This is a genomic window from Sphingomonas sp. HMP9 (assembly GCF_013374115.1).
Classification (GTDB): Bacteria; Pseudomonadota; Alphaproteobacteria; order Sphingomonadales; family Sphingomonadaceae; genus Sphingomonas.
In genome coordinates this window covers 1828337-1851536 of sequence record NZ_AP022673.1, presented here as the reverse complement: position 1 = coordinate 1851536, position 23200 = coordinate 1828337, and the positions used below count along the sequence as shown (strand labels likewise).

Here is a 23200-nt window from a genome sequence, read left to right as displayed (position 1 = left end):
GAGTCCGTTGTGCGACGAATGGCGGCGCGTTGTGTCCGCTCTCCACGTACGGGAGAATCTCCATGTTTATGAAGCGCTTCGGCATTATCGGCCTAGCTCTGGGTCTCGGACTAGGCGTTGCAGGCTGCACCGACGGCTACGGCTATGGCGGCGCAGGCGTCGGCTACGCCAGCGATCCCTATTACGGCGGTGGCTATGGCGGCGCCGGTTATGGCGGGGGGTACGGCGGCGGCTATGACGGGTTCGCCGGCTATGGCGGCCTGAATTCCTATTACGGCTGGAGCGGCGATTATTATTATCCCGGCTCGGGCGTGTACGTCTACGATCGCAACCGTCGTCCCTATCGCTGGAACGGCGCTCAGCAGCGTTACTGGCAGGGTCGCCGCGGCAATTATCGCGGTGGCGGCAACTGGGGCAATTTCGCGCGCGGCAACAGCCCCGCCGCCCGCGACTATCGCCAGGATCGCCGCGAAGCCAATCGCGACTTCCGTCAGGATCGCCGCGAAGATCGCGGTCAGTTGCGCAACGGCCAGGTCACCCGCGACCAGTTCCGCGGCGAGCGTCGCGACGCCCGCCAGGGCTATCGCAGCGAAGCCCGCCAGGACCGCCGCGAGTTCCGCCAGAACCGCGGCACTGGCGGCGGCGGCGGTCGCACCTTCGGCGGCGGCAACCGTGGCGGCAATCGCGGTGGCAACCGCACGCCGCGCTAATCCGCGCCAAGCTTAGACAGAGCGTGCAGGCGCGTCCTATGGGCGCGTCTGCACCAGCCCGTTCGACACGAACGTCATCACCAGAACATCGTCCTGGTTGAGCACGCGCATCCGGCTCTTGAAGATTCCCATCTCCGGCCGGCTTGCCGAAGCGCGCTTCTCCAGGATCTCGGTTTCGCACCGCAGCGTGTCGCCCGGATACACCGGCTTTACCCACTTCAGCTCGTCGATCCCGGGTGACCCAAGGCCCGCCTGCTGGTTCTCCTTCAGGTGCGCGACCAGCATCGACATCGTCATCGCGCAGGTATGCCACCCGCTCGCCGACAGCCGCCCGAAATGCGTCTGCGCGGCAGCCTCGTCCGACAGGTGAAACGGCTGCGGATCGTATTTCGCCGCGAAGTCCATCACCTCCTCGCGGGTGACGGCATAGGCGCCGAACGACGCGGTCCGACCGACCTCGATATCCTCGAAATACTGCACGCAAACCTCTCCTCTTATCGTTGCATCACCTTCTGGAAGGGCGCGTCGGTGCCGTCCAGCCCCGCTTCGGCGGGCAGTCCGATCAGGTCGCGCAGCAAGGGCTCGATCGCGACATTGTCGAAGCTCGGGATCGTCTTGCCGCGTGCGAACGCCGGCCCGTTGGCGATGAACAGCGCGCGCATCTCCGGCGCCATATTGTCATACCCATGCATCCCGCCGACCGACGCCTTGGTCGGCGCGCTGGTGTCGACCCGCCAGCCGACATCGGCGAGGCACAGATAGCTCGGCACCCGCGGATTGCGTCCGTAATGGAACCGCGCCGGGATTTCCCCCTTCCGCCAGCACTGCAGGTGCGCATGGGGCTTCAGCAACCGTGCCTCCAGCGCCGCCTCATGCCCCGGCACCGCGAACATTGTCGCGTACGGCCCCATCTCGACGGTGCGATAGTCCGCCTTGTCCGCGATCGTATCGAGCGCCACGACGCGGGTGCTGCTCGTCGCCGCCATGCCGTGGTCCGCGACGATGACAAGGTTCGCCGTCTGTCCCAGCGCGGCGAGGCCGTCGACCAGCGCACCGATGCTCGCATCGACGTCCGCCACGGCCTGAGTGACACCCGCGCTGTCCGGCCCGTCCGCATGGCCTGCGCTGTCCACCGTATCGAAATACAACGTCACCAGCTTCGGGCGGATCGCCGCGGGCCGCCGCATCCAGTCGAGCACCGCATTGACTCGCTGCGTGCCCGACACCTGCTGGTTGAACTGCTGCCAGTCCTCCGGTCGCGTGCCGCCGTCGATCGCCCCGTGGCTGTCGCGCTTCACCGTGCCGCCGACCGCCACGTTCGCGCCCGGCCAGAACATCGTTGCGGTCCGGATCCCGGCCTTCTCCGCGTCGACCCAGATCGGCGAGCTCTCGCTCCACCAGAACGGATCGTCGGTCGCCATCGTGAAGGTCTCGCCCGGTCGCGCCGGATCCTCCATCTTGTTGCCGATGATCCCGCTGCGATCGGGACGCAGGCCCGTCACCAGCGTCCAGTGATTGGGAAAGGTGATGCTCGGGAACGACGGCCGCATGCCCGCGAACACCCCGCCTGTGCGAAGGCGGTTGAGGTTGGGCGTCCCGCCCCGATCGAGATAATCCGGCCGGAAGCCGTCGATCGATACCAGGATCGTGACCGGCGCGCGTGTCTCGCCGGGCATCGCCGCCGCTGCCGTCGATGGCGGGGCGGGGGCAGTAATCGGCGCCAGGGCAGGGGGCGTGTACGGATAGGCGCACCCGGCGAGCGTCAGTCCGAGGAGTGCGAGCGCAGTCGTCTTGATCATAACCGTTCGTCCCGAGAAGGTGGCGACTTCGCGCGGTCCTTACGCGGCACGAACGGCGAGTGGAAGCGATCCGTCGGGCGGGGCCGATATGCAGCCATGACCAGTGTGCGACAGCTCGAAATTTGGGTTCGTTTGCACAAAGCACCTCCCCGGCGAAGGCCGGGGTCCAGTTGGGCGACGTCGCTGATGTGCGTTGCGAACGGTTAGCCCGGCCGAGCCAACTGGGCCCCGGCCTTCGCCGAGGGGGTGAGGACGGCGCAGGCCGTGCTGTCGATGCGCCCGAACCCTACAACCCGACCGCCAGCTTGCTGAACAGCGTCCAACTCACCGGCGCCTTCCCGTAAGCCGCTTCCAGCGCCGCCGGCTTGGCATAGGCTGCCACCGTCCCGCCCAGCGCCAGCCCGAGCGGCCCGATGATCGGCAGCCGGTACGCGTACCCGACCGCCGCCTTCGTCACGCGGAACTTGGTGTCGTGCAGCGGGTCCGCCTCGTCGGGAAACAGCTCGTCGTTCGCCACGTTCTCGAGCCGGCCGAACACCGCATGCCGCGGCGTCAGCTCGTACGTCGCCTCCGCCAGGAACGCGCTCAATTTCTCCCCCGGCACCCGGTCCTTGAGGCTATACGCGAATGTCGTGGCCAGCCCGCCGCGCGCATATTGCACGCTGGCGGTGGTACGGTTCTCGTCCTCGCCGGGATGCTGCGCCTCGGGCTCCTTCAGCCGCCCATGGCTCACCTGCACCGCCCAGAACGGCGACGGCGTCCACGTGCCCCGCACGCTCCAGGAATCGAGCCGCGGCGTCTCGATATTCCAGCGATGCTCGTCCGGCTCGCGCCCCTTGAACGCCGACGCCTCCAGCTGGAACGCGGGCGTCGCATACCCCGCCGTCACCACGCCGTAGGTGATATGAGTCGAATCGAACCAGTGATGCGTGATCGGCGACATCGGCTGATACCGCGCCGACCCGCGGTGCATGAACGCGCTCGGCCCCAGCGCGGGCTCGCCGACCGGCCCGCCGTACAGGAACACGGTGGCGCCATTGCCGAGCCGGTAATCGAGCTTGGCAGCCAGCTCCATGAACAAATCGTGCGGGTGCTGCCGATCGACCAGCGGACGGTCGTTCGCCAGCTCGCCCGTCGCGAACAAATTTGTGTAGCCCCGCGCGCCCATCAGCGGCTCGAGGCTGTTCATCGTCCTGAGCTGGATATGAAACCGCTCGCCCAGATCGCGGTCCGCCATCAGCATCGCCATCGACTGGACGAACGCCTCGCTCTTCCCGCGTGGACCCCCCTGGTCGGTCGCGACGCCCCACGCATAGCCGTGCGCCATCAGCATCCACGCGCCCGCCTGTCTCATATACCCGCGCATCGGCCCCTCGGCCGCCGGCAGCCGCGACGTCCCGCTACCCTGGCCGTAGAAGCCGGCCGACGTTCCCATCGCCATCCCCGCCATCGCCGACCCCGCCGGCATCTTCGCCACGGCCGCATCGGACGCCGCGCGGTAGGCAGCGTCATCGATCATCGCGCGCCCCATCGCACCATGATCCATCCCCGGCATGGCGTCCGGCCCAACTTCCAGCCGGGCGTCCGGCATCACAGACGGTGCGGCCGGAACCGGAGGAACGACCGGAGCAGCGTCCTGCATGACCGAATGGTCCATCGTCGCATGATCGACCGTAACGCCGGACTGCGACGGACGAACCGTCGGAGCCGTCGAACGCCCACCCGACCGCTTCGCGACCGGTCGCGGCCTGGCTCTCTTCACCGTCGTCTTGTGCGCCGCATCCGGCATCGGCATCGTCATGCCCGGCATGGACATGGCGTGCTGCGCCACTGCGCCAGCCGGCAGCATTGTTCCCGTGACACCGCCCGCAAGCAGCATCGCCCTCACGGCACCAGCCGCGAGCAACCTCGATCGAGTCATCGTTATATCCTTGAAACGCCTAAACATCGGGGTGCGTCAGCACCCAACGATCAGGCGTCTCGCGGAGGCCGCAACGCCGGCGCGACGCCAGCCCCGAGATCCAGCACCGCCGCCCGCTCGGTCACCATCGCCGGTTCCCGCAACGCCGGCCCGAGAACCCGAGCGGCGTTCCAGTTCGAAGGCGGGACGCACCCGATACAGCCATGCAGCGGGGTCGCCTTGCGGTCGGGTTCGTGATCCGGCCGCTGGTCCGACGCATGATCCGATATCGCCGCCCGCGTCCCGCGCATCCCCGCCATATCCATCACGACGCCGTGGCCGCGCGACATAGATGCGTCATGGCACGCCGCCGGCGCCACCGCAGGAAACGCAAACGCGGCAAGGAGCAAAGCCAGGATCAGACGCGCGATCATGCCGCCGGTCTACCCCCCGCGCGACGCGCCACAACCAGCCAGTCTCGCGCCGAACGCGCCCCAACCCTCGCGGCCGCACCGCGCCGCCTTGCCCGAAAGCCGCGAAAGGTCCAGCCTCGCCGCATGAAGACCCCAACGCCCCCGAGCGAACCAAAACCCGCCAAACCTCCGCCGCCACAGTCTCGATCCGGATCGGCAAGCGCACCACGTTTGACGCCGCAGTAACGACCGCCGGCCTGCTGTCGGTCGGCGCGCTCGTCTCCAGCATCCTCCTGTCCAGCGCCGTCATCGTCGCCGCAGCCGGCCGCAAACCCGCAAGACAGCCGCTGGCATTGCGTGATCATACCAAGGCCGACAGCTAACGCTCAATTCCGGTCGTTCGTGACCGGTCTTTCCGATGAGAGGTATCCGTGTATGATTGCGAGCAGGATTTGGAAGGTTTTGTATGCGAAGCGCTGCGGCTATCTCGGTCGCCTTTCTAGTAGCGGCCTGCGGTCAGGCACCTGAGACCCTCAGTGAGTGCGCCGCCCGGTTCTCGGCGATAGCTCACCGTCTGCCAAGCTCGGCCGCGCCTGTTCAGCCCGTATATACATACGACTTATCCACTATGGATGATGAAAGCCGTACCCAGCTAACAACGACAGGGCTCAATGGGCGAGATCGTCCCAGATTGTCGGTGTCGAACCATGCCTCTCAGGACGCCGTGGCAACGTTTGAGCGTTCACGACCGGGGGCGAATGGCCTTTTGTTTCTTGCCCCATCCGTTTCTTTGTTCCGGGTTGCCGGACCACGACAAGCGTCCGCGGGGATAGCGATAGAAGAGGGATGTAAAATGCTGCCCGGGGCTCGGCTGCGATCAGTCTCCGTAACTGCCAGCTGATTGAAGAAACCCCAAAAGTTGAACGTCTGATTCCCTCCCCATAGGAGGCATCGCGCCCGTACCGTCGCACCCCCAGAGGCCGAACCGACGATAAATCTTCGTCAACCAGTACGCCCGTAAGGTCACGCCATGGAGCGTTCCTTTATCGCGGTCACTGCGATCGCCTCGACATTGATGTTTGCCGGTGTCTGGAAAGCCACCGAACCGCCGCCGATCGCAGCCCCGGCGCTCGTCGATACCAGACCGCGGCCCGATCCGGCGGTCACAGCGCCGCCCGCGTCGACGCGCCCTATGGTCGCACCGGCCCGGCGCGTAGCCGACGCCGAGCCCTACAATATCGATCGGCCGGCCTATGGATCGTCGACACCGGCCCGCCAATCGACCAGCGCCCCGTCCGAAAGCGCGGTGCATTACGGCGGATGCCGCGACGTGCGAGCGGCGGGCGCCGCGCCGCTCTACCGCGGCCAGCCGGGCTATCGTGCCGGCATGGACGGTGACGGCGACGGGATAGCCTGCGAGGACTATCGCTGACCCGCCACCGCCAAACGCTCAACTATGCAGGAAGTGCATCACGTCGCCGTCATGGACGACATACGCCTTGCCCTCGGCGCGCAGCTTGCCTGCCTCGCGTGCCTTGGATTCCCCGCCCAGCGCGATGAAGTCGTCGAACGCGATCGTCTCGGCGCGGATGAAGCCCTTTTCGAAATCGCCGTGGATCTCGCCCGCGGCCTGCGGCGCGGTCGCGCCCGCATGGACGGTCCAGGCGCGCGCTTCCTTCGGGCCGACCGTGAAGAAGGTCAGCAGTTGGAGCAGCTTGTAGCCTGCGGTGATGACGCGCGCGAGGCCGGTCTCTTCCAGCCCCAGCTCGCCCAGGAACTCGCCGCGATCCTCGGCGGGCATCGTCGCGATCTCCGCCTCGATCGCCGCCGACACGACGACCGCCTCGGCGCCCTCGGCCGCGGCCTTCTCGAACACGCGCGCCGATAGCGCATTGCCGTTCGCAGCATCGCCCTCGTCGACGTTGCACACGTACAGGACGGGCTTGGCGGTCAGCAACTGCGCCTGTGCGAACACGCGCGCCTCGTCCTCGTCCTTGGGCACGGTCAGCCGCGCGGGCTTGCCCTCGCGGAGCAGGTCTAGCGCCTGGCCCAGCACGGCGGCGCCGATCTTGGCCTCCTTGTCGCCCTGCATGCCCTTCTTGGCGAGGTTGGGGACGCGCTTCTCGAGGCTTTCGAGATCGCTCAGCATGAGTTCCGTTTCGACAGTCTCGGCATCGGCGATCGGATCGACCTTGTTGTCGACATGAGTCACGTCGCCATTCTCGAAACAGCGCAGCACGTGGACGATCGCGTCGACCTCGCGGATGTTGCCGAGGAACTGGTTGCCGAGCCCTTCGCCCTTCGACGCGCCGCGCACGAGGCCGGCGATGTCGACGAAGCCCAGCTGCGTCTCGATGATCTTCTGCGAGCCTGCGATCTTCGCCAGCGAGTCGAGCCGCTTGTCGGGCACGCCGACATTGCCGACGTTGGGCTCGATCGTGCAGAACGGATAGTTCGCCGCCTGCGCCGCGGCCGTCTGCGTCAGCGCGTTGAAGAGGGTGGACTTGCCGACGTTCGGCAGCCCCACGATGCCGCAGCGAAAACCCATGATATGCCTTCAGTTTGAGATTGGGGTATAAGAATATGCGGGCGCTTTAGGACAGGGCGAAGAGGAACGCCAGCAAGGACGCCTGCGCCTGTATCTCGATTCGCCACGTTGATGAGGTGAACCACCCCGGCGAAGGCCGGGGCCCAATTGGGGGACGTCTCTGGCAACGCTCTGCGCGCTGTTACTGCCACCTTTCCAATTGGGCCCCGGCCTCCGCCGGGGTGGAGTATGGGTGCCCGACTGATCGATCCACCCGATTGCCGCAATGCAGCAAAATTACCGTACCGGTCGGTAGATATCTCGATCCCCGTGCGTATATCCCGCTCTGCCAGTCAGAATTTAGGAATAGCATGACCACCACCGCCAACGGCTTTGCCGCGCAATCCCCCGCAACGCCGCTCGCGCCGTTCAGCTTCGAGCGCCGCGCGCCGGGCAAGACCGACGTCGCGATCGACATTGCGTTCTGCGGCGTCTGCCACTCGGATCTCCACACCGCCAAGGGCGAGTGGGACGGCACGCTGTACCCGTGCGTTCCGGGGCACGAGATCGTCGGACGCGTCACCGCGGTCGGCGACGACGTCACCAAGTTCAAGGTCGGCGACATTGCCGGCGTCGGCTGCATGGTCGACAGCTGCGGCCAGTGCCCGTCCTGCACCGACGGCGAGGAGCAATATTGCGAGACGACCGGGTTTGTCGGCACGTATAACGGCCCTGATCCCGTGCTCGGCGGCCACACGTTCGGCGGTTATTCGGACCATATCGTCGTCGACGAGGGCTTCGTGCTGAAGGTCTCGCATCCCGAAGGCGATCTCGCCGCGGTCGCACCGCTGCTGTGCGCCGGGATCACCACCTATTCGCCGCTCAAGCACTGGAAGGTCGGCCCCGGCCAGAAGGTCGGCATCGTCGGTCTCGGCGGTCTCGGCCACATGGGCGTCAAGATCGCCAACGCGATGGGCGCCGAGGTCTATGTCTTCTCGACCTCGCCGGGCAAGCGCGACGACGCCAAGCGTCTGGGCGCCAAGGACCTGATCGTGTCGAAGGATGCCGATGCGATGGTGGCGCATATGAACAGCTTCGACTTCATCCTGAACACGGTTGCCGCACCGCACAATCTCGACCCGTTCCTCGAGCTGCTCAAGCGCGATGGCACGATGACGTTGGTCGGCGTGCCCGCCGAGCCGCATCCGTCGCCCTCGGTCGGCAACCTGATCTTCCGCCGTCGTCAGCTGGCGGGCTCGCTGATCGGCGGGATCGCGGAGACGCAGGAAATGCTCGATTTCTGCAATGAGCACGGCCTGGTGTCGGACATCGAGATGATCCGGATGGACGAGATCGAGCCGGCGTATGAGCGCATGGTCAAGAGCGACGTGAAGTACCGCTTCGTCATCGACATGGCGTCGATGCCCGCGGCCTGATCGGGGAGGGGGCGGCGTGTTATGCACGCCGCCCCCTCAAACCGCGGTTCTCCTGCGAACGCAGGAGCCCAGGGTCAAGAACGTCGAACCCCGTAACCCTGGATTCCTGCGTTCGCAGGAAAACGGGAGATTTGGTCATCCCGAAGCGCCCCCCCGTCATCCTGACGAAAGTCAGGATCCAGGGTAACGGGCGCCTACGCTGCTTGGCTCTGGATCCTGACTTTCGTCAGGATGACAGAGGGTGAGGGCCCCCTCACCACCGATAATTGAAACTGATGCTGATCCGCTCGCCCTTCGCAGCATTCGGCACGACCTCGTGCCGCAGCCAGCTCTCCCAAAGAAACACGCTCCCCGGCTTCGGCACCGCATAGACGAACGTCCGCAGATCCTCCGGCGCATCCTCCAGCCGAGTCGGCGCGGCCATCATCATCGGCAGCCGCGGATCCTCCAGCTTCAGCGCGCCCGCGCCTTCCGGAATCGTCACGTACATCGTCCCCGACACGACGCTGTGCGGATGGATATGCCCCGAATGTGCGCCGCCCGGCTTCAGGACGTTCACCCACAGGCTGTCGAGCTTCAGCTTCCGCCCGCCCAGATCGAACGCGCAATCCTTCGCGAACTGCGCGACATGCTTGTTGAGCAACCGCACCAGATCGCCGAACCGCGGATCGCGCAACGGCAGGTCGTTCAGCGACGCGTACGACGTGTACCCACGATAGCCATGCGCCTTCGACCAAGCGACACCCGCGCGATCGGCCTTGGACAGTTCGAGCGCCGCGTCCTCCAGTTCCTCGACCAAATCGTCATCGCCGAGATCGGCCTCGTAGAACCGTGTGGCGAACAGCGAACGGGTGGTCATGGTTGCATCCTCACAGCGACATCATTCATGAAGCGGACGTCGTCGCCCGCCGCCAGCCACGCCGCCTCCGCGGCGATCGCGCCGAGCATGTCGGACAGCGGCTCGATCTCGGTCTTGGCGTAATTGCCGAGCACGTATCCGGTGACGCGATCCTTGTGGCCCGGATGCCCGATCCCGAGGCGCACGCGGCGAAAGTCCGGCCCCAGATGCTGATCGGTCGAGCGCAGCCCGTTATGTCCCGCGGTCCCGCCACCGGTCTTTACCTTGACGCGGAAGGGGGCGATGTCGAGCTCGTCGTGGAACACCGTCAGCGCCTCGACGCCCAATTTGTAGAAGCGCAGCGCCTCGCCGATCGCGCGGCCGCTGTCGTTCATGAAGGTCGCAGGCTTGAGCAGCAGGATCTTCGTGGAGCCGATCCGGCCCTCCTGCGTCCACCCCTGGAACTGCTTCTTGACCGCGCCGAAGCCGTGCACCTCGGCGATCGCGTCGGCGACCATGAACCCGACATTGTGCCGGTGCATCGCATATTGCGCCCCCGGATTGCCGAGTCCCGCCCAGATCTGCACGTCGGTATTCTCCAAAATAACGCGGTAGCCGCATACGCCGTTCTCCTGCGCACGCAGGAGCCCAGGGTAGCGGGCGATGGCGCTGCTTGATCCTGGGCCCCCGCCTTCGCGGGGGAACAGCAGGGCAGGGCACGCCCTTAAAACGAAACGGGCGGGAAAGCCCTAGCTTTCCCGCCCGCCAGATCACGTCGCATGCCTCATCCGAAGACGAGGCGACCAATCGCTTAGTCGTGCTTCTGCGTGGTGATCTTGTCGTCGTCGTTGTTATCGTCGTTAGGCTCGACAACCGGCTCTTCATCCGAAGCAGCCTCGGCAGCCTGCGCCTCGGCGACCTCTGCCTCGAGCTCTTCGTCCTCGACGGTCGGGACGGTCGGCGGCACGATCGTGGCGATCGCGAAGTCGCGGTCGTCGATCGCGGGCACGGCGCCCTTGGGCAGTTTCACGTCGCTGATGTGGATCGAATCACCGATCTCCATGCCGGCGAGCGAAATCGTGATCTCGCTCGGGATGTCCGATGCGTCGACGACCAGCTCGACCTCGTGGCGCGTGATGTTGAGGACGCCCTTGCCCTTCTTGATGCCCGGCGCGTCGTCTTCGTCCTCGAACACGATCGGCACGGCGACCGTCACGGTCGAATGCTCGCCGATGCGCAGGAAGTCGACATGGATCGGGCGATCCGAGACCGGGTGGAACGACACGTCCTTCGGCAGCGTGCGGATGCCGTTGACCATCACGATCGAGTTCATGAAGTGGCCGGTCATCAGCGCCTTCATCAGCGCCTTTTCCTCGAGGTGAACCGAGGTGGGTTCCTTGTTCAGGCCGTAGATCACGGCAGGCACGCGGCCATCACGACGCAGCGCCCGGGAGGCTCCCTTGCCAACCCGGTCACGCGTCTCGGCTGCGAGCGTCAACTGGTCGCTCATCTGTATTCTCCGAAACTCGTTTGTTGTTCTTCCCGCCCACGCCTCCAGGGATGACCATGGACCGGAAGCGCGGGCGCATAGCGGAAGATGGGGTGAATTGCAATCACCCGAGCAGCCCCAAACACTCCTCCGTCATCCTGACGAAAGTCAGGATCCAGGGTTACTGGTGCCACGTCTATGACTCTGGATCCTGACTTTCGTCAGGATGACGAGGGCCTCAATACCGAACCCGCTCCGCCTTCACGCCAAGCTTCGCCAACTGCGCCTGCACGCTGTCCTGCCCCGCCAGATGCCCCGCACCCACCGCCACGAACACCGTCCCCGGCGTCCCGAGCCGAGTCTTCACCCACTCCGCCCAGCGCGCGTTACGATCCACCAGCAACACCTTCGCCACCTCGGGCGAGTCCTTCAAACTGTCGTTCATCTCGCGCGCGAGCGCCTCGGGATCGCCCTTCGCCCATTCGTCGACCATCGTCGCCATCGTGCTCTCGAGCTTGGGCAGTTCGTCGATCGTGCTCCCCAGAAACTGGATTTGCGCCTTCTGCGACAGCCCGCCGAAATAGCCCAGCTGCTGCTCCGCCGTCTCCAGCCCGATCACCGGCTTGCCCGCCGCCTTCGCCGCCGCGGTGATCACCTGCTCCGGCCCGTTCGCCGAATCATACCCCAGCTTCGACAGCGGCGCGATCGACAGGTTGGTCGCCGCGAGCCACGGCCGGAACCGATCGAACGCATTCGCCGGCAGCCCCAGATCGGTCACCGCCTTCGCATACGCCGCGCGCTTGTCCGCGGGCAGCTGCTCGGTCAGCGTCGGCCCGTCCTTCGCCACGCCGCTCGCCATGACCAAAGTCTGCATCTTGGCCGGATCAGGCATCACCAGCTCGAGCACCACCTGCTGCGACCGGTCGAACGCGGTCTTCACTGCCTCGTCGAACCACGTCATGCCGGGTTTCAGCACATGGATCGTCCCGAACAGATAGATCGTCGTGTCCTTGTCCTTTACCACCCACAAAGCCGGATCGGCACCGTTGGCGGCCTGCACGGGCTTCGGCGCGACCTGCGCACAGGCGGGGAGGGCGAACGCCATCGCCATTGCAGACAGAGTCGACCGGAACGGGGCGGAACGGAACGAGACGATCTTCGAAAACAGCTTCAAGGCCAGGGCATCCTTATCGTTGGTCGCCCCCATGTAGGACGCCCCACCGTAACGCACCACTTGCCTCGCGCACCCCCATCCGCCAAAGCCCGCCCGTGACCCAGCACCTGACCCAGCCCCTGAAAAAGCCTCTCAGCTTCCAGCGCATGATCCTCACGCTCCATGACTATTGGAGCGAGCACGGGTGTCTGATCCTGCAGCCCTACGACATGGAAATGGGCGCGGGCACCTTCCACACCGCCACGACGCTGCGCGCGCTCGGGCCGAAGCCGTGGAACGCCGCGTTCGTCCAGCCCTGCCGCCGCCCGACCGATGGCCGCTACGGCGAGAACCCGAACCGGCTCCAGCATTATTACCAGTATCAGGTGATCCTGAAGCCTTCGCCCGCCAACCTCCAGGAACTCTACCTCGGCAGCCTGGCCGCGATCGGCATCGACATGCTGAAGCACGACATCCGCTTCGTCGAGGACGACTGGGAAAGCCCGACGCTCGGCGCGTGGGGGCTCGGCTGGGAGGTCTGGTGCGACGGCATGGAGGTGACTCAGTTCACCTATTTCCAGCAGATGGGCGGCTTCGACATGAAGCCCGTCGCGGGCGAGCTGACCTACGGGCTCGAGCGGCTGGCGATGTATATCCAGGACAAGGACAGCGTCTACGACCTCGCGTTCAACGACGCCGGCGTGACCTACGGCGAGGTGTTCCTGGAGAACGAGCAGGAGATGTCGAAGTGGAACTTCGAGGTCGCCGACACGGACTCGCTGTTCGACCAGTTCCGCAAGCACGTCGCCGAATGCGAGAACAGCCTGAACCACACGCTGCCGATCCCCGCCTACGAGCAGGCGATCAAGGCCAGCCACGTGTTCAACCTGCTGCAGGCGCGCGGCGTGATCTCGGTCGCCGAACGCCAGGCCTATATGGGCCGCGTCCGCGACCTCGCCAAAGGCGCTTGCGCCGCCTGGATGGACAAACACGGATGGGCCGCATGATGCACTCTTTAGAAGGTGTGTTCACGCGGAGACGCGGAGACGCGGAGCAGAAGGTAGGCGACGTGTCGCATTTCTGCGTTCGTGCTCCCAGCATTCAGCTTGGTGATGCGAGACGCCTACGGCGTCGAACAGCCGCGCGCAGCGCTGAAGGCCATTCTCCCTTTCTGCTCCGCGTCTCCGCGTCTCGGCGTGAACAAAATTCTCCCTTCTTCGCGTGCGGACCCAAATGACCGACTTCCTATTAGAACTCCGCTCCGAAGAAATCCCCGCCCGGATGCAGGCGAAGGCGCGTGAAGACCTCGCCAAGCTGTTCACCACCGAGCTCGCCAAGGCCGGGATCGCCACCAGCGCGCTCGTCACCTACGCGACGCCGCGCCGCCTGACGCTGATCGCGCGCGACCTGCCGATCGAGACCGCCGCGGTCTCCGAAGAGGTGAAGGGCCCCAAGACCTCCGCCCCCCCGCAGGCGCTCGAAGGCTTCCTGCGCAAAACCGGCCTCACGCGCGAGCAGCTGGTCGATCGCGGCGGCACGCTGTTCGCGGTCACCGAAAAGCCCGGCCGCCCCACCGCCGCCGTGCTCGCCGAAGCGATCCCCGCGATCATCCGCGCGTTCCCGTGGCCCAAGTCGATGCGCTGGGGCGACGCCTCGGCCAGCACCGAAAGCTTGCGCTGGGTCCGCCCTCTGCAAGGCATCGTCGCGCTGCTCGGCGAGACGATCGTGCCGTTCGAAATCGCCGGCATCGAGAGCGGCGCCGCTACGCTCGGTCACCGCTTCCACCACCCGTACCAGATCACGATCGGCGGCGCGCACGACTATGTCGAGAAGCTGCGCGCCTGCCACGTCATCGTCGACCACGACGAGCGCGCGACGCTGATCCGCGATCACGCGCGCGAGGCCGCGATGCAGGCCGGGCTCGAACTGATCGAGGACGAGGGCCTCGTCGCCGAGAATGCCGGGCTCACCGAATGGCCGATTCCCCTGCTCGGCCAGTTCGACCCCGCGTTTCTCGACGTGCCGCCCGAGGTGATCCAGCTCACCGCGCGCGTAAACCAGAAATATTTCGTCTGCCGCAGCGCCGACGGGACGCTCGCCAACGCCTTCGTCTGTACCGCTAACATCGCCGCGCACGACGGCGGCGCGAAGATCGTCGAGGGCAACCGCAAGGTCCTCGCCGCGCGTCTGTCGGATGCGAAATTCTTCTACGACACCGACCTGAAGGTGCCGCTCGAAGAGCAGGCCGCCAAGCTCGAAAAGATCGTCTTCCACGAAAAGCTCGGCACTGTGGCGGACAAGGTCGACCGCGTCGCCAAACTCGCGCGCTGGCTGGTCGAAGAGGGCATCGTCACTTCGGCCCCATCCCACAGTTCCAACCACCCCGGCGAAGGCCGGGGCCCAATTGGGGACGGCGCCTTGGCTGAGGACGGTCCGTCGTCACACCAGCCTTCCCAGTTGGACCCCGGCCTCCGCCGGGGCGGTGCAGAACTGACGGACGAGGCTCGCGCGGAACTGGCAGGCCTCGCAGAACGCGCCGCACGTCTCGCCAAGGCGGATCTCGTCACCGGCATGGTCGGCGAGTTCCCCGAGCTCCAGGGCCTGATGGGCGGCTACTACGCCGCAGCCCAAGGCGAGCACCCCGCCGTCGCCGCCGCGATCCGCGACCATTACAAGCCGGTCGGGCAGGGCGACGACGTCCCCACCGACCCGGTGACGGTGGCGGTGAGTTTGGCGGACAAGCTGGATACGATATCTTCGTTTTTCGTGGCCGATTTGTTGCCGACCGGTTCGAAAGATCCTTTTGCGCTGCGGCGCGCTGCGCTTGGCATCATCGAGTTGCTCCAGAAGGGTAGCATTAGACTCTCAATCGGGCGTCCTGCATCGTTGAGTATGGCTCGTGTTGCTGCAGTGGTAACTGGCGCGGAATGGGCCAAGCGCTTTGATGATTTAGTTAAGGCTCGCCACGCAGCTGGCGATGCAATGAAGGAAGATGAGTTTGAGCGTACGCGCGCAGAAATTATTGCACGCGCACGGTCCGAAGAAGAGCTTGAGAAGTTTGGCAAGCGAGCGGATATAGCGGCAAGAAAGCTGCTCGACTTCTTCGCCGACCGCCTCAAGGTCCAGCAACGCGAAGCCGGCGTCCGGCACGACCTGATCGACGCGGTGTTCGCGCTTGGCGGCGAGGACGATCTCGTCCGTCTGCTCGCGCGCGTCCATGCGCTCCAGGCGTTCGTGACCACCGAGGACGGCGCGAACCTGCTCGCCGGCTACAAGCGCGCGGCCAATATCCTGAAGAAGGAAGCCCCTTCCGGTTCCCCCGCGAACGCGGGGGCCCAGGGACTCAGCGGCGGCGAGCACCGGGAGGGTGCGGGCCTGGCCCCCCGCGTTCGCGAGGGAACAGCAGAAGGCGAGCAGGAAGCGCTGTCCTACACGCCCGAACCGGCAGAGGCTGCGCTGATGACCGCGCTCGACTCCGCCGAACCCCGCGCCACTACCGCGATCGCCGCCGAGGATTTCGCCGCCGCGATGGCCGCGCTCGCCTCGCTGCGCGCGCCGATCGACGCATTCTTTGATAGCGTTATCGTCAACGATGCCGATCTCGCCAAGCGCTCCGCCCGCCTCGCGCTACTTGAGCGAGTCCGCACCGCAGTGCACAATGTCGCAGATTTTTCGAAGATCGAGGGCTGACTGGAGTGAAGTGCAGACGCTTCCCAGCGTCTGCACTTTCTATACTTCACTTTTGCCCTGCTAATGAAAACAAGCACTTAGAGGACCGACCATGACCCAATATGTGTACCGCTTCGGCGGCGGTGTTTCGGATGGCGGCAAGGGCGACAAGAACCTGCTCGGCGGCAAGGGCGCGAACCTGGCCGAGATGGCGTCGATCGGCCTGCCGGTCCCGCCGGGCTTCACGATCTCGACCGATTTCTGCGCGGTCTATTACGACGAGGGCGGCCAGTTCCCGCAAGGCCTGCGCGACGAGGTCGCCACCGGCCTCGCCCACATCGAAGGCGTCACGGGTAAAAAGTTCGGCGATGCCGCCGATCCACTGCTCGTCTCGGTCCGGAGCGGCGCCCGCGCCTCGATGCCGGGGATGATGGACACCGTCCTCAACCTCGGCCTCAACGACCAGACCGTCGAGGGCCTCGCCGCCACGTCCGAGGACGCACGCTTCGCATGGGACAGCTATCGCCGCTTCATCCAGATGTACGCCGACGTCGTCCTCGAGCTCGATCACGGCGCGTTCGAGGAAGCGCTCGAGATCGCCAAGGAAGACCAGGGCTTCACGCTCGACACGGAGCTCAGCGCCGACGACCTGCGCGCGCTGGTCGCCGAATATAAGGGCCTCGTCGAAAAGCAGTGGGGCAAGCCCTTCCCGCAGGACGTCCACGACCAGCTCTGGGGCGCGGTCGGCGCGGTCTTCGGTTCGTGGCAGTCCGAGCGCGCGAAAGTCTATCGCCGCCTCAACGACATCCCCGCCGCCTGGGGCACCGCGGTCAACATCCAGGCGATGGTGTTCGGCAATATGGGCGACACCTCGGCGACCGGCGTCGCGTTCACGCGCGACCCGTCCAAGGGCGACCGCGCTTATTACGGCGAGTTCCTGATCAACGCGCAGGGCGAGGACGTCGTCGCCGGCATCCGCACCCCGCAATACCTCACCAAGGTCGCGCGCGAAGACGCGGGCGCCAAGCCCGCCTCGATGGAAGAGGCGATGCCCGAGGTGTACGGCCAGCTCGCCGACGTGTTCGACACGCTCGAAAACCATTATCGCGACATGCAGGACATCGAGTTCACGGTCGAGAAGACCAAGCTCTGGATGCTCCAGACCCGCGCCGGCAAGCGCACCGCCAAGGCCGCGCTCAAGATCGCCGTCGACATGGCGAACGAAGGGCTGATCACGCGCGAGGAGGCGATCCTGCGCGTCGAACCGATGGCGCTCGACCAGCTGCTCCACCCGACGCTCGATCCCAACGCGACGCGCGACGTGCTGACCAAGGGCCTCCCCGCATCGCCGGGCGCCGCCTCGGGTGCAGTCGTGTTCGACGCCGATGCCGCCGAGAAGAAGGCCGCCGACGGCGTGGCCGTGATCCTCGTCCGCACCGAAACCTCGCCCGACGACATCCACGGCATGCACGCGGCGAAGGGCATCCTCACCGCGCGCGGCGGAATGACCAGCCACGCGGCGGTCGTCGCGCGCGGCATGGGACGCCCCTGCGTCTCGGGCGCCGGCACGCTCTCGATCGACGCCAAGGCGAAGGTCATGCGCTGTGGCGGTCGCGAGGTGAAGGAGGGCGACCTGCTCACCATCGACGGCACCACCGGCGAAGTGATGATCGGCGCGGTCGCCACGGTTCAGCCGGAACTGTCGGGTGATTTCCAGACCCTGATGGTGTGGGCCGACGAGGTCCGCCGCCTGAAGGTCCGCGCCAACGCCGAGACGCCGGAAGATTGCCGCGTCGCCCGCGAATTCGGCGCCGAGGGTGTCGGCCTGTGCCGCACTGAGCATATGTTCTTCGAGAGCAGCCGCATCACCAACGTCCGCCAGATGATCCTGGCTTCGGACGAGAAGGGCCGCCGCGCCGCACTCGAAAAGCTGCTCCCCGAACAGCGCAAGGATTTCACCGAGATCCTTGAGGTCATGGCCGGGCTCCCAGTGACGATCCGCCTGCTCGATCCGCCGCTCCACGAATTCCTCCCCCACGAGGAATCGGAGTTCGCGGAAGTCGCCGCTGCGGCTGGCGTCGACATCGACACGCTCAAGCGCCGCGCGGCGGAGCTGCACGAGTTCAACCCGATGCTCGGCCATCGCGGCTGCCGTCTCGGAGTGACCTATCCCGAGATCTACGAGATGCAGGCCCGTGCCATCTTCGAGGCGGCGGTCGACGTCGCGGAGAAGTCGGGCGCGGCGCCGATCCCCGAGGTGATGATCCCGCTGGTCGCCACCCGCCGCGAGCTGGAACTGATGAAGGCGGTCGTCGACAAGGCCGCGCAGGCCGTGTTCGCCGACAAGGGCCGGACGATCGAGTATCTCGTCGGCACGATGATCGAACTCCCCCGCGCCGCGCTGCGCGCCGGTGAGATCGCGGAAGTCGGCGAATTCTTCTCGTTCGGCACCAACGACCTGACGCAGACCACCTTGGGTGTCAGCCGAGACGACGCGTCGCGGTTCCTGGGCGCCTATGTCGAGCAGGGCATCTACGCGAAGGACCCGTTCGTCAGCATCGACGTCGAAGGCGTCGGCGAATTGATCGAGATCGCCGCCGAACGCGGCCGCAAGACTCGCTCGGGCATCAAGCTCGGCATCTGCGGCGAACATGGCGGCGACCCTGCCAGCATCGCGTTCTGCGAGAAGGTCGGCCTCGATTACGTCTCGGCCAGCCCGTACCGAGTCCCGATCGCCCGGCTCGCCGCAGCGCAGGCGGCACTCAACGGGAAGTAATGCCAGCCCCCTCTCTCCCGATGCGCGGGAGAGAGGGGCGGCAATCAGCTACACAGCCCCGCCGGCGGACCGGCGAGTGCGGGCAGGGCAGGCGGGCCGGCGAGCGACGGCGTCGGCCCCGGCAGCGAAAGGTCGACCGCCCGCGCATAATAGGGATCGGCTTCCGCCTCGGGCAGCGTCACGAACCGAAACCCCATCTCGCGGTACAGCGCGAGCAGTTTCGGCAACATTCGCGCATCGAACGCGCCGACATGCATCAGCAGGACATAGGGAATATCCCGTCCCAGCTGAGCCTTGGCCCGCGCCCGCGCCGCCAAGGCCGCAGCCCGCGCATCGCCGAGAAAGCTCGCCTCCAGCTTGGCGATCGCCCCGGCATCCCGCTTGACCGAGCAGGCGGCATAGACCGGGTTCCAGCTGAAATCGTTGAAACTCATCGTCACCGCCGCAACCCGGTACCCCCGAGCCCTGAGATCGGCCCGAGCCGCGTCGCGAACCGCCGGCGACCTTCCCTCCGACAGGAACGGATACCGAAACCAATGCCAGTCGGTCCCCTTCGCAGCTGCACCGAGCGGCGCTTCGTTCCGCCCGACATCGGCGGCAAACGCCGCCGCACCCACCGTGTCGAGATTGGCATGCGAATAAGTGTGATTGCCGAGCGGCAGTCCGGCAGCGCGCCAAGCGGCGATCGCCTTCGCAGCATCATCCGGCGCATCCAGCCCGAAACCCGCGTTCAGAAACCCGAACGCCGGCGCCTGCGCCGCGGCCAGCGCCCCGGTAATCGCCCGTATCACATCGACCCGAGTCTGCCCCTGCACGAGCGGACCATGCGCCGGAATGTCGTCGAAGGTTATGGCGATGGTCGGACGTCTGTCCTCGCTGCGGCTCGCGGAGCCGACCGACACGGGGGCTGCAACCCCGATCACCGATCGCGACCGAGCAGGCGTGCGCGAACCGTCAAACAAGTTTAGCGGTACGGCCTCGCCCATCGTCCGATAGCCCGCCTCCGATGGGTGCAGGTGATCACCCGAATCATAGGCCGGGGACAGCCGATCGGGGTGCGCCGGGTCGCGCATCACCCGGTCGAAATCGATCACCGCGTCGAACACGCCTGACGTGCGGATGAAGGTGTTGACGGCCTGTCGGTCGGCCTCGTTCTCTGCGGTGGGATGGTAATAGGTGTTGCCGCCGAACGGCATCACCGTCGCGCCGATCACCTTGATCCCGTGAGCATGTGACCGCGCGACGATCTGCGCGAAGCCGGCTGTGATCTGCGCAACGATCGCGGCATGTTGCGCAGGCGTGGCAGGCGCCTCGCGAGTCAGGACGCCAAGATCGTTCACGCCCTCCAGCACGATCGCCCAGCGCACGCCGCTGCGGGCGATCACGTCGCGGTCGAAACGGGCGAGCAGATTGGGGCCGAGCCCGTCGAGCAACACGCGGTTGCCGCCGATTCCCGCATTGACGACGCCGATCGCTCGCGTCGCCGTGGTTGCACGCAACCGTGCGGCGAGAACGTCGGGCCAGCGGGTGTTGCGCTCGGGCTTAACGCCGTAACCATCGGTGATCGAGTCACCCATGGTTACGATCGTCCCCGCAGTCGGCGCCCCGCCGACCTCCACATCCGCAAGCGCATACCAGTGGGTCGTCGGCGTTGCGCCCGCCAGCGTCCCGTCCGTCACCGCGTTTCCGGCAAGCGTGAAACTCGTCGCGCGGGAGCCGGGGTGGCCCGTCTGCGGGCTTGCGGCGTCCGGCAAGTAAAGGCTGATCGCGAGATCGGCACCGGCTGCCACGTGGAACGCGATGGGGTCGCTATAGACTTCCGCGCCGGCTGGGATCACCGCGTCGCGCCGCCCCGAGAAGGTGAGCCGGGCGTCGCCTTCGATCCGCGGCGTACCGGGGGTGATCGAATGGGCGATGCGCACATCGCCGATCGCGAGTGGGCGCGTGCCGAACGCGTTGGAGAGCCGGATGCGCACCCGCTCGCCGCCGGCCGAGACCCGCACGATCTGGCGCAACGTGATCGCACCAGCCCGATCGGCAGGGAGCGCATTGTCGCCCTCGGCGATCATCTGCGACGCCCCCCAGGTTGCGATCCAACGCGTGTCCGGTGCCCGCGCAGTGTCCCGCGCACTCGCGCCCGTCACGATCAGAGCGCCAAACACCAGCGCAACCGGCCACCGTCTCATCATCGCGTCCTCATCCTCTCGGCAGTGCCAGCGCTGTCCGGCGCGGTCGTTATTGTGGATTGCCAGGCGCGTACGCAAAGCGCTGCGCCTTGTACCATGTCAGGTCGTGCGCAGGCGCAGCCGCTCCGGTCGGCAGCGGCAGGCCGTTCACCGACATCCAATAGGCAAGGCTCGCGTCGCGCCACCAGCGTGCTTCGCGCTCCTGGACCGCAAGATACGTCGCGGTCTTCGCCCACCGCTCGGTATCGACTTCGGTCTTCACACCGTCCCACTGTCGACGCATGCCGGCCACGTAGCCGACGCCCGCATCGTAATCATGGACCATTTCCGCCCACACTGATCGACCCGAGGTTGTCCGGTACGTCCACGGCACATGGTGGAACCACAACAATTCGCGCTCCGGCGTCGTCGCGGGGGCAGCCAGCTTGCGGGCAAGTCCGGGTGCATATTGCGCGACCGCGTTGCTCCCGGTCTTCGTTCGGTCGAAACCGATCCCCGCCTTGTCGGCGCGGTGATAGTATACAGGGTTCCATTCAGGGCGCTTGAGGTCGATCACCCACGGACCGGGGCCATAATGTTGGCCCGTCGCCATGACGTGCGCGAGGCCCAACGGGGTCATGTAGTCGACTACCGCCTCTCGCGAGCCCATCATCATCGCGACCACCGGATCGACGATCTTGGGGGCGGGCGCGAAGGTCATCGCCGCCCATTCGCGCGCCACCGGGGCGGCGCCGAGCGTCGGATCCCACGCCATCCGGCCGAACGCATACCAGTTCGCCTGGTTGAAGGTGGAGCCCGCCCAATCGCGGTCGCGACCGATATTGGCGACGCCCGCCATGCCGGTCAGCGTATGATGCTCGACCGAACCGTCGACGACCTTGGCGACGGTCTCGCCGGGCGTCTGCATCGTCTCGCTGCCGAGCGTCTCGGCGAATAGCGGCCCGAGATAGGCGAGGTGCGTCGCAAAGCCGAGATATTCCTTGGTGATCTGGAATTCGATCATCAGCGGCGTCTTCGGCATCGCGCCGAACAGCGGGTGGAACGGCTCGCGCGGCTGGAAGTCGATCGCGCCGTTCTTGACCTGGACGATGACGTTGGGCGCGAACTTGCCGTCGAGCGGCTTGAACTCTGTGTACGCCTGTTTCGCGCGATCCTCGGGGTCGGTCTCGGCATAGACGAACGCGCGCCACATCACGATCCCGCCATGCGGCGCGACCGCGGCGGCGAGCATGTTGGCGCCGTCGGCGTGGCTGCGGTGATAGTCGCGTGGCCCCGGCTGCCCCTCGCTGTTTGCCTTGACCAGGAAGCCGCCGAAATCGGGGATGCTGCGATAGATCTCGTCGGTCTTCGCCTTCCACCACGCCGCCACCTGCGGGTCGAGCGGGTCGGCGGTCTTGAGTCCGCCAAGCTCGATCGGGGCGGAGAAGCGTGCCGACAGATACACCTTGATCCCGTAGGGCCGGAACACGTCGGCGAGCGCGGCGGCCTTGGCGATGTACGGCGCGGTGAGGCTGTCCGCCTTTGCGTTGACGTTGTTGAGGACGGCGCCGTTGATCCCGATCGACGCGTTGGCGCGCGCGTAATCGGTGTAGCGCGGGTCGCGGAAATCGGGGAGCGTCCACCAGTCCCAGAGCGAGGCGCCGGCATAGCCGCGCTCGACCACGCCATCCAGATTGTCCCAATGGTTGAGCACGCGCAGTTGGACGCGCGGGGTCGAGGTCAGGTCGATCCGGTCGAGGCTTCCGCCGGTCTGGAGGTGACGCAGCAGCGCGAAGCTGCCGTAGAGCACCCCGCGATCAGTGTTGGCGGTGATGAGCAGGACACGGCGAGTGCCGAGCGTGACGTGGCCGACGCGGTAGCCTTCGTCGCCGAGCGAGGCGAGCGGCAGGCGGAGGGCGGCGACGTCGCGATCGTTTGCAGTTGCGAGCAGGATCGTCGGAGTGCCGGTGGCGAACAGATTCGAGCGCCGCAATTCTTCAGCGGCCGCGCGGAAGGTGGGAGTATCGCCGCGTGTTTCGATCTTCAAGGCACCGCGTGCGCTTGTCGTGGCGGGGGGCCGATATCGCAGCCAGAGGTCGTACCCGTCCTCGGCATGCGCTGGTCCGGTCAAACCAATTACCGCTGCACAGAGCAGCGCGAACGTACCGATCGATCGGCCGAAAGCCGTCATAATCCTCTCCCGCCGTTCCGCGCCACATTGACAGGATCGCAGATGATCAGCCATGTTATCGCTATCACGACGACGGCTTCGACAGCAATGCCGCGTTTAACATTGGGAGAGAAACGTGTCCGGCACGAAGACAA

General features: G+C 66.2%; 17 protein-coding genes. 6 read left to right on the top strand and 11 right to left on the bottom strand.

What is annotated here, in order from left to right; genetic code table 11:
* Positions 1–62 precede the first annotated feature (62 nt).
* Entirely contained in the window at positions 63–710 is a 648-nt protein-coding gene (locus tag HMP09_RS08120) for a hypothetical protein (protein WP_176499941.1), read from the top strand.
* Between the two features lie 36 nt (positions 711–746).
* On the opposite strand, the gene HMP09_RS08115 is transcribed toward HMP09_RS08120, so the two are convergent.
* From HMP09_RS08115 to HMP09_RS08100, 4 genes are all read right to left on the bottom strand, one after another.
* Positions 747–1190, bottom strand: a complete 444-nt coding sequence (locus HMP09_RS08115) for a MaoC family dehydratase (RefSeq protein WP_176499940.1) — start codon at positions 1188–1190, stop codon at positions 747–749.
* Between the two features lie 14 nt (positions 1191–1204).
* A complete protein-coding gene (locus HMP09_RS08110) occupies positions 1205–2509 on the bottom strand; it encodes an alkaline phosphatase family protein (protein ID WP_176499939.1) in 1305 nt (434 codons plus the stop codon).
* 286 nt (positions 2510–2795) lie between these two features.
* Positions 2796–4430 (bottom strand): hypothetical protein, encoded by a 1635-nt coding sequence (locus HMP09_RS08105; protein ID WP_232090797.1) that lies wholly within the window; start codon positions 4428–4430, stop codon positions 2796–2798.
* A 50-nt stretch (positions 4431–4480) separates the two neighbouring features.
* Positions 4481–4843, bottom strand: a complete 363-nt coding sequence (locus tag HMP09_RS08100) for a hypothetical protein (RefSeq protein ID WP_176499938.1) — start codon at positions 4841–4843, stop codon at positions 4481–4483.
* Between the two features lie 1009 nt (positions 4844–5852).
* On the opposite strand from HMP09_RS08100, the gene HMP09_RS18385 reads away from it, so the two are divergent.
* On the top strand, positions 5853–6254 hold the full coding sequence (locus tag HMP09_RS18385; RefSeq protein WP_232090795.1) for an excalibur calcium-binding domain-containing protein: 402 nt from the start codon (positions 5853–5855) through the stop codon (positions 6252–6254).
* 18 nt (positions 6255–6272) lie between these two features.
* Here the strand turns inward: HMP09_RS18385 and ychF are convergent, their stop codons facing one another.
* Entirely contained in the window at positions 6273–7370 is a 1098-nt protein-coding gene (gene ychF / locus HMP09_RS08090) for a redox-regulated ATPase YchF (protein ID WP_176499937.1), read from the bottom strand.
* A gap of 350 nt (positions 7371–7720) precedes the next feature.
* On the opposite strand from ychF, the gene HMP09_RS08085 reads away from it, so the two are divergent.
* Positions 7721–8785 carry an NAD(P)-dependent alcohol dehydrogenase gene (locus HMP09_RS08085; protein ID WP_176499936.1) on the top strand — a complete coding sequence of 355 codons (1065 nt, stop codon included), beginning with the start codon at positions 7721–7723 and terminating at the stop codon, positions 8783–8785.
* Between the two features lie 253 nt (positions 8786–9038).
* Here the strand turns inward: HMP09_RS08085 and HMP09_RS08080 are convergent, their stop codons facing one another.
* From HMP09_RS08080 to HMP09_RS08065, 4 genes are all read right to left on the bottom strand, one after another.
* Positions 9039–9644: a TIGR02466 family protein gene (locus HMP09_RS08080; RefSeq protein WP_176499935.1), complete on the bottom strand. Its 606-nt coding sequence runs from the start codon at positions 9642–9644 to the stop codon at positions 9039–9041.
* The gene (gene pth / locus HMP09_RS08075) at positions 9641–10210 is read right to left on the bottom strand and encodes an aminoacyl-tRNA hydrolase (RefSeq protein ID WP_176501660.1); all 570 of its coding nucleotides are present in this window, start codon (positions 10208–10210) and stop codon (positions 9641–9643) included. Before pth ends, HMP09_RS08080 begins: the two co-directional genes overlap by 4 nt.
* Positions 10211–10434: 224 nt before the next feature.
* Positions 10435–11133 carry a 50S ribosomal protein L25/general stress protein Ctc gene (locus tag HMP09_RS08070; protein WP_176499934.1) on the bottom strand — a complete coding sequence of 233 codons (699 nt, stop codon included), beginning with the start codon at positions 11131–11133 and terminating at the stop codon, positions 10435–10437.
* Between the two features lie 217 nt (positions 11134–11350).
* Positions 11351–12217 carry a TraB/GumN family protein gene (locus HMP09_RS08065; protein WP_176501659.1) on the bottom strand — a complete coding sequence of 289 codons (867 nt, stop codon included), beginning with the start codon at positions 12215–12217 and terminating at the stop codon, positions 11351–11353.
* Positions 12218–12432: 215 nt separating this feature from the next.
* On the opposite strand from HMP09_RS08065, the gene HMP09_RS08060 reads away from it, so the two are divergent.
* From HMP09_RS08060 to ppdK, 3 genes are all read left to right on the top strand, one after another.
* Positions 12433–13272 carry a glycine--tRNA ligase subunit alpha gene (locus tag HMP09_RS08060; RefSeq protein WP_176501658.1) on the top strand — a complete coding sequence of 280 codons (840 nt, stop codon included), beginning with the start codon at positions 12433–12435 and terminating at the stop codon, positions 13270–13272.
* Between the two features lie 226 nt (positions 13273–13498).
* Complete coding sequence (gene glyS / locus HMP09_RS08055) at positions 13499–15955, top strand: glycine--tRNA ligase subunit beta (protein ID WP_176499933.1); 2457 nt, start codon at positions 13499–13501, stop codon at positions 15953–15955.
* 91 nt (positions 15956–16046) lie between these two features.
* Positions 16047–18710, top strand: coding sequence for a pyruvate, phosphate dikinase (gene ppdK / locus HMP09_RS08050; protein WP_176499932.1), 2664 nt, complete (start codon positions 16047–16049; stop codon positions 18708–18710).
* Between the two features lie 44 nt (positions 18711–18754).
* Here ppdK and HMP09_RS08045 read toward each other — a convergent pair whose 3' ends face one another.
* Together HMP09_RS08045 and HMP09_RS08040 are read right to left on the bottom strand one after the other, a co-directional pair.
* Complete coding sequence (locus HMP09_RS08045) at positions 18755–20974, bottom strand: GDSL-type esterase/lipase family protein (protein WP_232090792.1); 2220 nt, start codon at positions 20972–20974, stop codon at positions 18755–18757.
* The gene (locus HMP09_RS08040) at positions 20946–23066 is read right to left on the bottom strand and encodes an alpha-glucuronidase family glycosyl hydrolase (protein WP_176499931.1); all 2121 of its coding nucleotides are present in this window, start codon (positions 23064–23066) and stop codon (positions 20946–20948) included. Before HMP09_RS08040 ends, HMP09_RS08045 begins: the two co-directional genes overlap by 29 nt.
* Positions 23067–23200 lie beyond the last annotated feature (134 nt).